Raw genomic sequence first — 14,180 nt, 5'->3', positions numbered from 1 at the left:
AGGAAGCTAAACAGCTTCCTTTTTCATTGGTTTCATGATAACTAAGCGATAATAAGACAGTGCCAAAAAGATTGTGCCCAAAGTTATAAGATAAATAAGTTTTGGGATTACAAGAGATGTTGGTACTCCCATTTGATTGAGTTGTACAAACATCTGTACGCCATTCGTGGACGGCAGTGTCCATGCAAACCATTGCATCCATTCTGGCATTGCTTCATGTGGCCATGCCGTTCCTGTAAGTAGAAATAAGGGGACAGAAGTCACGACTATTAAATGTCCCACGCGTTCTGGCATATCAACTAAGGAACCGACTAGCATCCCTAAACCAATTATACAACTGACATAAATCGGTACAGCTAACAGCATGCCCCAGAAATTGCCACCATGTGGATATTCATACAACCAAAATGTAAATCCGAATAAATATAAACATCCTAAACAGCCAATGGTAAAGATAGCTGTAAAAGTTGCCCAAAATTCGATGGGTTTCGCAGCCCAGCCATTTTCACGATAACTGGCGATCAGCATGGCAAGACCAAGTAAAATTGTTTGGTGAATGATCAAGCTTGCGACGGCTGGGAAAATATAGCTGCCATAGCCTGAGATAGTATTGAACAGCGGGATCTGATGAATTGAAAGCTCTGGATGAAACTGTGAAGCATTGCCAAATTTCTCTAGATATTCTTGCAAGGTATATTCAATAGAACCTGCTAAACCTACGCCGGCTTCTTTTGTTCGAATGAAGTATGCAGTACTCAGATAAAGGCCAATCCCTCCCATTTCACCGCGTTTGAGACTATTGGTTAGATTCTCTGGTAAAAGTAAAATGCCTTCCGCTTGTTGATTTTGAACCATTCGCTGAGCTTCAAGAAAATTATCAGTCACGGTCTTGATCTTGATATGAGGGCTGTTAGACGCTTGACTAATGATCTTTGACGTTAAAATACTTTGTTCTTCATCGACGATCACAATTGGAATATCTTCGGCTGTTTGTGCTTTATACGCGGTTGGATAAAAAAAACTATATAACAAGATCGCGGCAATCAATGTTGTAAAGACTGAACTATTGGCAAAAATATTCTTAAACGTCTGAATGTAATAATCGAAAAATGATTTCATGGATGAATCTCCTGAACATTTTTCTTGAGTAGACGAATGCTAAGTGCAAAGAACAGGATGGCGAAAATAACTAAAATGCTAAAAGGTATAAGTGAAACATAAAGGTCACTACCAATAATCCATTGTTCTGTTTGTAGCTTGGCATAGGGGGTATAAGGAATAATCATTGACCAAAATTGAGTAAATGCAGGAGCATTATTCAAGGGTAAAGTGATTCCTGAAAAACTAGGGGATGATCCACCATAAAGTGCAATAAAACCAAAAGTTTTTGGCAGGTTTTTTGTCGCAAGAACAACAGTGCTGCTAATAACAGCATAGGAAAAATAGAATAGAAATTGTGCAGCTAAAATGAGTGTTAGTGAACCTGCAATGAAATAACCGCGGACATGCGCTAACCAAAACATCCAACATGCTGTCCATGCACAGAAAATGAAAACATAGGGCAATATTTTACCTAATAAGCTTGAAATCACCTGTTTAGAATTGACCCATTCATTAACCGTTTTCCGCTTAAACTCTTGCCCGATGGCGAAAGCCACACAGCAACATAACAAGAGATGGAGTACAGCAGGCACCATAAATGGCTCAAGAAACAATTCATAACTCATACTTGGGTTATAAAGGGTCGAGATTTTGATGTGTGGTGTGGGGACATCTAAATATGGAATAGTATTTGCCAGATAGCTTTGCCCTAAATACTCAGCCATACCATTTAAAGTACTGATGAGCATGGCGGAGGAGATGGTATTACCAATACTAAAAAAGGATTGGTTATAGGCAATGCTAATTTGCGCATCCTGAGCTTTAACTAAGCGTTGCTCAGCACCTTCGGGAATCATCACAAATCCCCACGCCTCAGTTGTATTAATCAGTTTTTCTGCTTCATCTTGGCTAGAAGTAATCGTTTTTATTTTTAACGTATGATTAATACTGAGCGCATGAATAACCTTACGACTCATTTCACTTTGATCTTGATCTATCACCACAATCGGTAAATATTCGGCTTTACCAGATGAAAACATATTCCCAAACAGCAAAATAACCAGCAAAGGCGCAATCACTGCCATAAAAAGATCAACTTTATGACGTTTGAGATAACGCAACTCCCGCAGCATCACTGCAAACATTGCTTATTTTACCTCTTCAATTTTGAATAATACGCTCATACCGACTTTTAGATCAGGAATGGATTGCTCTGGGACTAAGTGAAATTTAAAACTGCGAATATCGTAACCACCAGTTTGGCGTGTGGTTTTAATCGTCGCAAAGTCACCCTCGGCATCAATGCTCTTAACCTTAAATGTTGTTTTACGATCAAGGGCAGGGATGTAACCTTCCAGTGTTTTAGTTTTATACACTGAGCTATACATATCTTCACGAACGTTCAAGCTGATCCACAGATCATGGTCTTCAATGATACTGACGACAGGAACTCCTGTTGCAACTAATTCAGTCGGTTTACCATAAGTTTTTGAGACAGTGCCATCGGTAGGTGAATAGAGTTTAGTTTCTTCAGTCAGTGCATTTGCTTCTTTCACTGCTGCTTGAGCCATCGCAACTTGCGCATCAGCAGTAGATTTTTGTTGCTCGGTACTGCCGCGTTTTGCACGAGCATATTGTTGATATGCTGCTTCTGCGGCCTCACGAGCAGAGGTTTTTGCCGCTAACATCTCGTCACGACGCTGACGTGAAATAACACCTTGTTGATAAAGATTTTCACCACGTTTATGGGTTGTAGCGGCTAGCTCTGCTTGTGTCTTCATTGCTTGCCAGTTGGCATAGAGAGTATCGATATTTTCTTGTTGCGCACCACGATAAATGGTTGAGTGAAAAGCTGTCGCACTTTGTAAGGCTGCTTGGGCTTGTTCTTTCTTGGCTTCTAATTCAGGGCTAACAAAACGAACCAGTGCTTGTCCTTTTTTGATACTTTGACCTTCAGTCACATAAAATTCTTCAATACGACTCGGAACTTTAGTACTAATATGTACAGTTTCAGCTTCGACTCGACCTTGCAATTCAATCGATTGCGGTTGATAGGCTTTCCATAGTCCAAAAGCAATCAAGCCTAATAATAGAATTAGGACAATTAAACCAATAATTTTAGCTTTACTTTTTTTCGGTGGTTCAGTTGGTTGAATTTCTTGATTTGAAGGTGTATTTATAGCATCCACTTTTTCGGTATGCTCAATAGGTGAAACTTGTTCTACCTGAGTTTCTGTTGAAGAAGTATCAGTCGTTTGTTTAACTTGATCTGTATCACGTTCAGAATTGGATGATGATTGATTTTGGCTCATAAGTTTCTCCAATTAACGGATATAGTCAGTTCGTGGTTGATTCACATAAAGCTTGAACTCGTCAATCGAACCATAGCTTTGCAATAAAGTCGCGAGCGATAAAATATATTTATACGCATTGATCGACATTTCGCTTTTTAAAGCACTTAATGCATTTTGTGCATCAATCACTTGGGTTGCTGTTCCCATTCCTTCTTTAAAAGATAGCTGTTGAATGCGTAAGTTTTCTTGAGCAGCTTTAATATTTTGGGTGAGAAGTTGATGACTAGTCTGTGATGAGTTTAACTCGCTATAAGATTTGTATATGACGTTTTCAACTTCTTGCTTGGTTCGCTCTGTCATGAGTTCAGCAGCATATTTCTTCAGCTCAGCCGCTCGGATATTTTTATTATTATCGATTCCAGAGAAAAGGTTGTACTTTGCCATAACGCCAATAATCCAATTCTCTTTGCTATCTAAACCGTATTCACCAAAGGCAAAAACACTTGGTTTCTTCGCTGATTGTTGAATTTTGATATTTTCATTCGCAAGCTCAGTATCCATTTTTAGCTTTTTAATCAAACTTGAGTTTTCGTCATAGTTTGCTAGTAATTTGTCTAAAGACTGACTTTGCGTATTATTTACAAAAAGTGGTGTTGTCAGGTTGAGATCTTCTTTAGTTTTTAATAGATTTTGAAGACTAAATTCACTGGCGCGAAGATTTGATTTCGCATTTTGATAAGTACGTTCTGCATTGTTACGAGCGACTTCAAATTGCATACGCTGGCCTTTATTAATAAAGCCTTGCTGTTCAAGTTTCAGAGCATTGTTATAATGTTCTTGCATCGCATTTAGATTAAATAAACTTGCATTCAACAACTGTTGTTGTAATTGCACATTGAAATAAGATTGGATCATTTCGAATCTTTGAGAGTCTTGTTGTTGTTTTTCGCTAATGTTAGAGCGTTGTGCTTGAATCGTTGCAATTTGCTTGGCGCTGGTAATTTTTCCACCCGTATAAAGTGGCATCACCATAGAAATAGAGGTGCGAACATCGTGGTCTTTAATTGTGACGTCAACATTATTCGGTACTTTATTTAAACCATCACTGACAACTTGATCGAATCCTTGACCAACTTGATCAATTACATCTGGCGGTAATACATTTTCCCATTGCGATAATTTGTCATCAAATCCACGCGTGAGTGAGTTTTCGAGCCTACGTTTACTTGATTCGAGTGGGACGCTGGTTTCACTATGAAATGAATAGGCTGTTGCATTTAAATCAATGCGTGGCAGTCCTAAGTATTTAACTGCCTCCATTTCGAGTTGTGAAGCTTGTTGTAAAGCTTGCTGCGCTTGAGAGGCGTAGGCATTTTCTACAACATATTGTTCCGCCTCGTTATAACTAAATGTTTGTGCGAATAAAGATGTTGAAAATAAGGCACTGCTGATTAAGCTAATACTTAAACAAAGTTGCTTTGGAAACCGTTTGATCTGAACATTGGGCCGATTATGTCGTTTCAACATGATGATATATCGCAATTTAATAATACCTGCGCTAGTCTAAGTTTTTTTTGTAAAATTTAAATATTATGTTTTTAATTAAATAGTTGAATGCATAGAATTGGTGTAGTTAATTTGTAAAAAATAGAGTATTTAATCTATATATCAGATTGAAAATTAAAATAATTTATCTTTCATAATTTTTATTAAAAGACAATTTGAAAATTTATGGAAATCACAAAAACATCATTGAAAAATTAAACTATTTTTTACAGTCAAATTGAAATATTTACTGGATAAGCTGCTGCAAGCTTCGCCAATCTATGATTAAATTCCCATCTCAATTTGTTTCACTTTAACAAGGGAAAACTCATGCGTGCTTATAATTTCTGCGCTGGTCCTGCTGCATTACCTACTGCTGTTTTAGAAAAAGCTCAACAAGAGATGTTGGATTGGCAGGGTAAGGGCTTGTCGATCATGGAAATGAGTCATCGTAGCAATGACTATGTTGCTGTCGCAGAAAAGGCAGAAGCTGATTTACGCAAGCTCATGAATATTCCTGAAAACTACAAAGTGTTGTTCTTACAAGGTGGCGCATCCTTACAATTCTCAGCGATTCCGCTTAATTTACTCGGTAAAAATAATAAAGCGGATTATATTCATACGGGTATTTGGTCTGAGAAAGCATTAAAAGAAGCAAAACGTTATGGCGATATTAATATCGTTGAAGCGGGCACCATGATTGATGGTAAACATGCGATTACTGAACAAAGTACTTGGAATCTATCGAATGATGCTGCGTATGTTCATTATGCAGATAATGAAACGATTGGTGGATTGCAATTCGCGAGTGTACCTGATGTAGCTGCTCCTTTGGTTTGCGATTATTCATCAAGTATTTTGTCTGCGCCAGTAGATGTGAATAAGTTTGGACTTATTTATGCGGGTGCCCAAAAGAACATTGGGCCTGCTGGTTTAACCATTGTCATTATTCGTGAAGATTTATTAGATCAAGCAAAACCTGAGATCCCAAGTATCTTGAAATATGCTGATCAAGCGAAGAACGGTTCTATGGTGAATACACCAGCAACGTATGCTTGGTATTTATCTGGACTGGTATTTGAGTGGTTACTTGAGCAGGGTGGGGTAGATGCAATCTATAAAATGAACCAAGCGAAATCAAAATTGCTCTACGGTTATATTGATTCAAGCGATTTTTATAACAACCCAATCGCGGTACCAAATCGCTCTATGATGAATGTACCATTTACACTTGCTGATGAAGCACTTGAAAAGACATTCTTAAAAGAAGCTGAGCAAAATCATTTGCTTAATTTGGCAGGTCATCGTTCAGTTGGTGGTATGCGTGCAAGTATTTATAACGCTGTACCATTGGAAGGTGTTCAAGCTCTTGTGAACTTTATGGATGAATTCGCGAAACGTCACGGATAAGCTATATTTTATAGATAAAATAAAAGCCCTCATCATTGAGGGCTTTTATTTGAATTAGGTCATGGTCAAAAATTAGAATTAGAACAAGCCAATTTGATGAAAAATGATTGCTGCTAGAAACATACCTAGTAAAAAAAAGCAAAAAGCACCAACATCAAGTTTAAGCCCTTGGTCGCTTGAATGAATAAGACTGGTGGTCGTTTGTTCTGGTATAATTTTCATTAGAACGCCTAAAATGCCATTTATGTGATTTTTTGTCACTTAGAAGCAGTTTTAGCATAAATATTCGCCTGAATCCATAGGTTACCGCGAATATATTCACCAATGTTAAAGTTTTTATACAAAACGTTTTTAGTTGCAATACGAATTAAGATTGCAGGTAAATCATCTTCTAAAACTAAAGTGACATCATAAAGGGTATATTCATCCTGCATAAACTGCATCGTTGTTTTACCCACGATATTACCTTGAAACCAAGCTTCATCTTCTTGTCCTAATGTCTCACCAAATAAATAGGCAACCATTTTAGAAAAGTCGACAGTTACAGGTTCTTGATCTTCTGGCGTTTTTGGTTTCCACTCATTAATAAGCTCCTGTAAATTTTCAGGTGCGATACCATTATGTTCAGCCAAAATTGCATTTAAAGCACGGTGATGTTTAATTGAAGCTGGATCATCAACAACGATTTTCTCATCTTTAGCAACAGGTTCTAATTCATATGCCCAAGCATTAAACTGAACTTGATAGGTTTGGTTTTTATCATACTGACAGTTATTTACGCTGAACAAATTATCGAAGGCATAAATAATGGTATTTTTATTTAAATTTAGACGTAATACTGCTTGTGTTGCAGAATCACAGGTAATAATACGCTCAATTTTTGCATCATATTTATATGGACTTTCAAAACTTGGAAAAGCTGTTTTTAATGCGCGAGGTTTTTGGTCTTCCACTGCAATAATTTGATTGATGCAAACCTTTTGTCCACTTGGTCCTTGGATAAGCCAAAATGACTGATCCATATCTTGTTCATCTTCACATAAGCCCATTGGCATTACGGGTGCATCTAGCGCCAATCCTAACCATTTGGGTACATCCACTTCGGGTGTATCTGTCAATAAATTCCAATGCTCGACATGATTACCGAAATTTTGATCTTGAATTTTAATGGTTTCTGGACTGTTTTGATTTTTCATAAAGCGTGATGCTAAAAAGATTGAACTTATTCTATTAAATCGAGGGTAACCTCAATTTTTCAAGTCTGGATATGTAATTCTGAGCAATTATTTCTTTTTTATTTCCTTTAATTCAATGTTCTTATCATGGATTTTAGATGAAAAGTGCAATGCTTTTACTCGATCATTTTAACTCTACTTTTCTAGCAATCTGCTAAACTATATATTTATTCAATTAGGCTTGTGCAAACGTGCTGCCATTTAAGTTATGGGTAGATGCTGATGCTTTACCTAAGATTTTACGTGAAGTGATTTTACGTGCTTCTGATCGCTATCAACTCGAAGTCACTTTTGTTGCCAATCAGAATGTTGGGATTACACCCTCTATCAGAATTAAATCTATTCAGGTGATGAGTGGTGCTGATCGTGCCGATCAAGAAATTGTGGAACGTATGCAAGAGAATGACATTGTCATTACGCAAGATATTCCCTTAGCGGCTCAAGTGATTGAAAAAGGTGGAATTGCGATTCATCCTCGCGGTGAAATCTATACCACAGCGAATGTAAAAGCCCGACTTCATTTGCGTGATTTTATGGATACATTGCGTGGAGCTGGTGTACAGACAGGTGGGCCACCACCGATTTCTGAGAGAGATAAACGTGAATTCTCTAGCTCATTAGATCAAACGATTTTAAAACAAAAACGTAAAACTACTTGTTGAGCATGCTATGCCATCACGTCTTAACTTAATGCTCACTTATGGATTGCTTGTATTTATTTGGGCGACAACGCCTTTAGCAATTGTCTGGAGTGTTTCAGATTTACATCCAATGTGGGCATTGGTTATTCGGTTCTTTATTGCATTACCGTTGGCAACTACGGTTTTACTATTTTTAAAAATTAAGTTTCCAGTTCATAAAATTGCCTTGCTAAGTTATGTTGCAGGCTCATTTAGTTTGATCGGATCACAGATTTTTACTTATGCAGCAACAGCTTATCTAAGTTCGGGTTTGATTGCGCTGATGTTTGGGCTTGCGCCAATTATGGCGGGTTTGATAGGGCGATTTGGCTTTCACCAAAAGTTAGCAGGGTTGCAATGGCTTGGTATGGGAACATCGATTATTGGATTGGCCATGATTTGCTTGAGTGGAAGCCAAAAGCATGTACAGCCAATCGGTATTGTCTTAATGTTGATCAGTGTTTTTTCATACTCACTATCTATTTTCTTGGTTAAAAAGATTAATGCTGATGTGCAGGCGATGGCACAAGCAACGGGATCAATCCTTTTTTCGACGATCATTGCAGTTATGATCTTGCCTTGGATTTGGCAATATGCACCTACACACATTCCTTCGGCTAAGTCACTTTTAGCATTGGCTTATACTGTGATTATGGCTTCATTGATTGCAATGTTCTGCTATTTCAAATTGGTGCAAAATTTAAAAGCAACGACACTTTCACTTACCACAGTGATGACCCCAATGTTAGCAATTTTAGTTGGTGCTTATCTCAATAATGAACAGCTATCAATCCGCGTGTTTGTTGGTGCTGTCATCATCTTATTTGGCTTGCTGCTTTATTTCTATAAAGATTTAAAGATGTACCGTCGTTTAAAAATTTAACCTTGATTGTTGTCACTCAGCTGAATACTGTCAGCAAGTTTTGCACGATCTTGAGGGTTAATCGTAATGAAGTAAGCCCCGATTCTAAATTTTCCGTGCTCTTCGGCTGTACTATATGCCACTTGCGCAGTTGCAGCGATGTGAAAGAAGTTTTCAGGGTGGCTTAACGTAATATGGATATAGGTGCCTTCATTCAGATCTTGGGTACTGAAGAAACTTAAGCCGTTTTCAGAGAAGTTAACTTGCTCAGGCACTGGCAATAAAGATTGCACAATATTGTCATAGAAAGACCCTGTGATAAGGTTCAACTTCTGATTAAATAGGGATAAGATGCGAGCAATTTGTTGATCTTTTTCATTTAATTGTTCTAATTCGTAGCGAAACGCATGATCAAATTGATCTAATTCTGCAAGTAGTAGAAAATAGCGTGGCAATACAAAATGAGAGTCATATGGGTCATTCAGTGCAACATCATCTGGAATGACTTGATAGTTGATTCTCAACACGGCATCAATACGAGACATCACACGACGTTCTGTGTTGTCGTCAACAAGATGATGTTGTGAACTTTCCATAATAAATCACCTCGGACTAGATGGTATGTTTAAGCCAATTTCGCTGTATATAGGGTTGAGATACACTCGTGCTCGGCGGAGTAATCATTTTATTTCTTTTATTGCCTTGGTTTCCATGATTGGTTTAACTCTCGGCGTTGCAGTCCTCATTACAGTATTATCTGTGATGAATGGTTTTGATCGTGAGCTTAAAAACCGTGTCCTTGGAATGGTTCCTCAAGCTACTGTTTCTTCTACTCAAATTCTAACAGATTGGCCTGAGCTTGTAAAAAAGGTTGAGCAACATTCGCATGTGACGGGAGCTGCACCTTTTACTCAATTACAAGGCATGTTGACCGCTCAAGGGCAGGTCGCAGGCATCATGGTGACAGGGATTGAACCTGAATACGAAAAGAAAGTATCTATTATCCAGAACCATATGGTGGCAGGTGATTTAAATTCACTTAAAAAAGGTGAGTTTGGGATCGTGCTTGGTAAGGATATGACAGATGCATTAGGCTTGGGGCTTAATGATAATGTCACTTTGGTTTTACCAGAAGCAACGCCGTCACCAGCTGGTGTAGTACCTCGTTTTAAAAGATTTAAAATCGTGGGTATTTTTAGTGTAGGCGCTGAAGTCGATTCGATGGTGGGTTATATTGCCTTGAATGATGCATCGACATTATTACGTCTACCTGATGGGGCTCAAGGTGTACGTTTAAAACTTGATAATATTTTCGCAGCGCCTAAAGTCGCTGATGAAATCGTGAGTCAATTACCAAGTAATTTCTACGCATCGAACTGGACGTATACCCACGGTAATTTGTTCAATGCGATTCAAATGGAAAAAACACTTGTTGGATTATTATTATTCCTCATCATCGTAGTTGCCGCGTTTAACATCGTTTCATCACTGGTGATGGTCGTAACAGATAAAAAGTCAGATATTGCAATCTTACGTACTTTAGGTGCTTCACCATCGATGATTACTAAAATTTTCATGGTGCAAGGAACTGTGATTGGGGTAATCGGTACAATTGCGGGCACGATTTTAGGGGTAACGTTGGCTTTAACCATCAGTGATATTATTTCTTGGTTTAATACAGCCTTAGGTTTGAATCTGTTTGATGCCTATTTTGTACATTACTTACCTTCGTATTTAAGATGGCAAGATGTTGTTATTATCGTCATTGTGTCATTATTGCTGAGTTTCTTAGCGACAATTTATCCTGCATTGCGTGCAGCCAAAGTTCAACCTGCTGAGGCATTACGTTATGAGTAAAATTGTATTAGAAGCCAAAGATATTTTTAAACATTTTGATGATGGTAAAACTAAAGTTGAAGTGATTAAAGGTCTATCTTTACAAGTTAATGCGGGTGAATTTGTTTCAATTGTTGGTTCAAGTGGTTCAGGTAAAAGTACCTTATTGCATGTGTTGGGTGGTTTAGAGCAGCCAACACAAGGACAGGTTTTTTTACATGGCCAACGTTTTGATAATTTAGGCGAAGCAGAACGTGGTTATAAGCGTAACCAGCATCTAGGTTTCGTTTATCAGTTCCATCATTTGTTACCTGAATTTTCAGCGCTTGAAAATGTTGCAATGCCTTTGATGTTGCGTCGTGAAAGCAACTTTAAAGATGTAAAAAGACAAGCTGAATATTTACTTGATCGTGTAGGTTTATCGCATCGAATGGAGCATAAACCTGGTGAGCTGTCTGGTGGTGAGCGTCAGCGTGTTGCATTGGCGCGTGCATTAGTAACGAAACCTGCAGTTGTACTTGCTGATGAACCAACAGGAAACCTTGATCGTAAAACGGCACTCAGTATTTTTGAGCTGCTGACTGATCTGAAAAAAGAGCTGAATATGGCGATGCTGATCGTGACACACGACGAGCAATTGGCACAATCTGCTGATTCAATTTTGCATATGCAAGATGGTTTATGGATTGATCAGCCATAATTTTTTAGTTTGTACTCTTGTTAAAGCCCTGAAAAAGGGCTTTAATTTTGCCCTTAGAAAAATCAAAAACTTAATTAAAAAATTAAATGTTAAAACTTATTCTTATAGGGTGGATTGCGGGTATTGCTTTGATGGGGCACAACCTTGCTTTTATCAATGCAACATGGTGGATATGGCTTGTATTGGCAATCCTTATATTTGCTATAGGATTTTATAAAAAACGACAGTCAGCCGTTCGTCAGCCTTTATCTATTTTTCTCATTTTAATAAGTTCAAGTTGGGCATTGTTTTGTGCTGGATATCATTTTGCTGATCAGGCATTGCAGCAACGCCTACAATTCAGAGAAACTCAAACGCAGCCATTTGAAGCCATTATTTATATCAAGAAAATAGATGAGCTTAGCGACAATGGGCACAAGCAAATTGCAGAAGTTTTAAATCGCTATGATCAGCCTGTAAATTGGTTTCTGTATTTAAAGAAAAATAAAGATCAGTTTGACTTATCTTCTTCCTTAAAACTCGGTAGCTATTACAAAGTTTATGGCACGATCAAGCCAGCGCATAGTTATGCTGTTTCTGGTGCATTTGATCAAGAAAAATGGTTTCTGCAACAAAACGTCATGTCTGCATTTTCTGTAAAGCATATAGAACTTCTGAGTGATGATGAGGTTTATAAACTTGGTTATCAGCAACATTTAAAACAACAAAAAAGTATCACTGCCAAATTTCTTTTGAAGGTCGAAATGATGCGATTGTCATTTCGATTAAAGTTACAGACCTCAAATTATCAGAATAAAGGACTGATGTTAGCATTGTTGACTGGCGATGAAAGTTTACTTTCTGATGAAATCAAACAACAGTTTCAATTGCTTGGCATCTCACATTTATTGGCAATTTCAGGACCTCATGTACTGATATTTGCTTTGATGCTGACGTGGTTATTGCAGAAAGTGATACAACGTTATTGCCCACAACTTTATCTATGGCAGCCTCGACAAATTGTGCTGCTATTTCCTTTTATAGGTTGCGTATTACTCTATGTCGCATTTGTCGGGTTTGAAATCCCTGCACTTAGAACGTTACTCACGGTTTGTATTGTTGGCTTTTTTCTTCTTGTTCGACAGTCGATTCGACCTTTTGCTTTGTTGGTATATAGCGCAAGTCTATTACTGATTTTTGATCCTTTTAGTATTTTATCAGCGGCATTTTGGTTGTCTTATGGCGCATGTTTTATTCTATTGAGAATTTATCAAACCATAGCGAAATTACCACAAGATCAACCGATGACTTATGTGCAAAAGGGATATTTTGCGATTAAGCTCTTAGTAGAATCACAATGGAAAATTTTTGTAGCTTTACTGCCGTTAGTACTCATTTTCTTTCAGCAAATTTCTTTATTTGCACCTTTGACTAATTTAATCGCCATACCATTTTTAAGTATGATTGTCGTACCATTGGATATTCTTGCTGCTTGCCTAAGTTCCATTATTCCAATATTAGGAACGCTTTTATTTTATATAAATGATGTCTGTTTATCTGTTTTGTTGTGGATTTTAAGCTTTTTACAGCAAGCTTCACCTGCGTTATATGGTGTCAGTTGTACTCCACTTATGATGGTGAGTTTAATTGTCGGACTTATCATACTTTTTTTGCCACATGGAACACTTCCAAAAGCTTGGTCATTGATTGGTTTTTTGCCCATTCTGTTGGGGCTCAAAGCACAACCAACCGTCTTAAATATTTTAGATGTTGGACAAGGGCAGGCGATTTTCCTGCAACACCCAGAGCACACTTTGATGATTGATACAGGTGGTTCTTATGATGAAACAAAATTTAGTATAGGCGAGCGCGTTATTATTCCCTTCTTACGTCAACAGGGTGTAAGGGAACTTGATCATGTGATGCTATCGCATCTGGATCAAGACCACAGCGGCGCATTTCCTAAGATTCAAAATGCTTTCGCTATTGAGCAAGTTCAGTCAAATGAATATCGTAGCACTATGCAATTTAAAGATAATTTCTCATTGTGTCAGCAGGGACAGCAGTGGACTTATACTAATCTTAAAATTGAAGTGCTATCACCACGTACTGAAGACTTAGCACTTGCGAATAATCAGCAAAATGAACAATCCTGTGTCATTTATTTAACTTTTTCCAATGCCCAGCCTTATCAGCACTTTCTTATTATGGGCGATGCAGGGTGGGAAACTGAATATAAGCTTTTGCAGCAATATCCAGATTTAAAAGTTGATGTGTTGGTACTTGGTCATCATGGCAGCAAACATAGTTCTGCCTATGATTTTTTAGCAATATTAAGACCAAAGCTAGCGATTGCCTCAGCAGGTTTCGACAATCGTTATGGTCATCCGAGTTTAGAATTGCAACAGCGATTGAAAACTTTGAATATCCCATTATTGACAACTGTAAATGCTGGAACGATCAGCTTTATCTTTGATCAGGGACAGGTTCAGCTCAAGCAACAACGGCAACAGGTGAAATGGTTGCAGCAGAAATAGC

General features: G+C 37.9%; 13 protein-coding genes. 6 read left to right on the top strand and 7 right to left on the bottom strand.

The features are described from left to right. Positions 1-6: 6 nt before the first annotated feature. Genes ACF8D3_RS14330 through ACF8D3_RS14315 form a run of 4 tightly spaced genes read right to left on the bottom strand, consistent with a single transcriptional unit; the run spans position 7 to position 4,922 of the window. On the bottom strand, positions 7-1,119 hold the full coding sequence (locus ACF8D3_RS14330; protein WP_392472035.1) for an ABC transporter permease: 1,113 nt from the start codon (positions 1,117-1,119) through the stop codon (positions 7-9). Next, the gene (locus tag ACF8D3_RS14325; RefSeq protein WP_392472034.1) at positions 1,116-2,246 is read right to left on the bottom strand and encodes an ABC transporter permease; all 1,131 of its coding nucleotides are present in this window, start codon (positions 2,244-2,246) and stop codon (positions 1,116-1,118) included. The genes ACF8D3_RS14330 and ACF8D3_RS14325 overlap by 4 nt, the downstream gene beginning before the upstream one ends. Before the next feature lie 3 nt (positions 2,247-2,249). Beyond that, positions 2,250-3,413, bottom strand: coding sequence for an HlyD family secretion protein (locus ACF8D3_RS14320; RefSeq protein ID WP_392472032.1), 1,164 nt, complete (start codon positions 3,411-3,413; stop codon positions 2,250-2,252). Between the two features lie 12 nt (positions 3,414-3,425). Then, the gene (locus ACF8D3_RS14315) at positions 3,426-4,922 is read right to left on the bottom strand and encodes a TolC family protein (protein ID WP_392472030.1); all 1,497 of its coding nucleotides are present in this window, start codon (positions 4,920-4,922) and stop codon (positions 3,426-3,428) included. A 348-nt stretch (positions 4,923-5,270) separates the two neighbouring features. On the opposite strand from ACF8D3_RS14315, the gene serC reads away from it, so the two are divergent. Further along, positions 5,271-6,350 carry a 3-phosphoserine/phosphohydroxythreonine transaminase gene (serC, locus tag ACF8D3_RS14310; protein WP_392472028.1) on the top strand — a complete coding sequence of 360 codons (1,080 nt, stop codon included), beginning with the start codon at positions 5,271-5,273 and terminating at the stop codon, positions 6,348-6,350. A 78-nt stretch (positions 6,351-6,428) separates the two neighbouring features. Here serC and ACF8D3_RS14305 read toward each other — a convergent pair whose 3' ends face one another. Beyond that, positions 6,429-6,572 carry a hypothetical protein gene (locus ACF8D3_RS14305; protein WP_004878454.1) on the bottom strand — a complete coding sequence of 48 codons (144 nt, stop codon included), beginning with the start codon at positions 6,570-6,572 and terminating at the stop codon, positions 6,429-6,431. Between the two features lie 35 nt (positions 6,573-6,607). After that, the gene (locus ACF8D3_RS14300; protein ID WP_019384014.1) at positions 6,608-7,546 is read right to left on the bottom strand and encodes a hypothetical protein; all 939 of its coding nucleotides are present in this window, start codon (positions 7,544-7,546) and stop codon (positions 6,608-6,610) included. A 230-nt stretch (positions 7,547-7,776) separates the two neighbouring features. On the opposite strand from ACF8D3_RS14300, the gene ACF8D3_RS14295 reads away from it, so the two are divergent. Further along, the gene (locus ACF8D3_RS14295) at positions 7,777-8,247 is read left to right on the top strand and encodes a YaiI/YqxD family protein (protein ID WP_061396499.1); all 471 of its coding nucleotides are present in this window, start codon (positions 7,777-7,779) and stop codon (positions 8,245-8,247) included. 7 nt (positions 8,248-8,254) lie between these two features. Further along, positions 8,255-9,148 carry a DMT family transporter gene (locus ACF8D3_RS14290; protein WP_392472026.1) on the top strand — a complete coding sequence of 298 codons (894 nt, stop codon included), beginning with the start codon at positions 8,255-8,257 and terminating at the stop codon, positions 9,146-9,148. Here the strand turns inward: ACF8D3_RS14290 and ACF8D3_RS14285 are convergent. Next, complete coding sequence (locus ACF8D3_RS14285) at positions 9,145-9,723, bottom strand: PilZ domain-containing protein (RefSeq protein WP_007481538.1); 579 nt, start codon at positions 9,721-9,723, stop codon at positions 9,145-9,147. The two genes, ACF8D3_RS14290 and ACF8D3_RS14285, sit on opposite strands and share 4 nt — an antisense overlap. 25 nt (positions 9,724-9,748) lie before the next feature. Between ACF8D3_RS14285 and ACF8D3_RS14280 the strand changes: the two genes are divergently transcribed. From ACF8D3_RS14280 to ACF8D3_RS14270, 3 genes are all read left to right on the top strand, one after another. Continuing rightward, a complete protein-coding gene (locus tag ACF8D3_RS14280; protein WP_004878461.1) occupies positions 9,749-10,984 on the top strand; it encodes a lipoprotein-releasing ABC transporter permease subunit in 1,236 nt (411 codons plus the stop codon). Then, complete coding sequence (lolD, locus tag ACF8D3_RS14275) at positions 10,977-11,663, top strand: lipoprotein-releasing ABC transporter ATP-binding protein LolD (RefSeq protein WP_004878462.1); 687 nt, start codon at positions 10,977-10,979, stop codon at positions 11,661-11,663. Before ACF8D3_RS14280 ends, lolD begins: the two co-directional genes overlap by 8 nt. An 86-nt stretch (positions 11,664-11,749) precedes the next feature. Next, the gene (locus ACF8D3_RS14270) at positions 11,750-14,179 is read left to right on the top strand and encodes a DNA internalization-related competence protein ComEC/Rec2 (protein ID WP_392472024.1); all 2,430 of its coding nucleotides are present in this window, start codon (positions 11,750-11,752) and stop codon (positions 14,177-14,179) included. The last annotated feature ends 1 nt before the right edge of the window (position 14,180 follow it).

The sequence above is a fragment of the Acinetobacter sp. YQ_14 genome, assembly GCF_043102985.1.
Taxonomy (GTDB): Bacteria; Pseudomonadota; Gammaproteobacteria; order Pseudomonadales; family Moraxellaceae; genus Acinetobacter; species Acinetobacter venetianus.
This window is presented reverse-complemented; position numbering and strand designations above follow the sequence as displayed.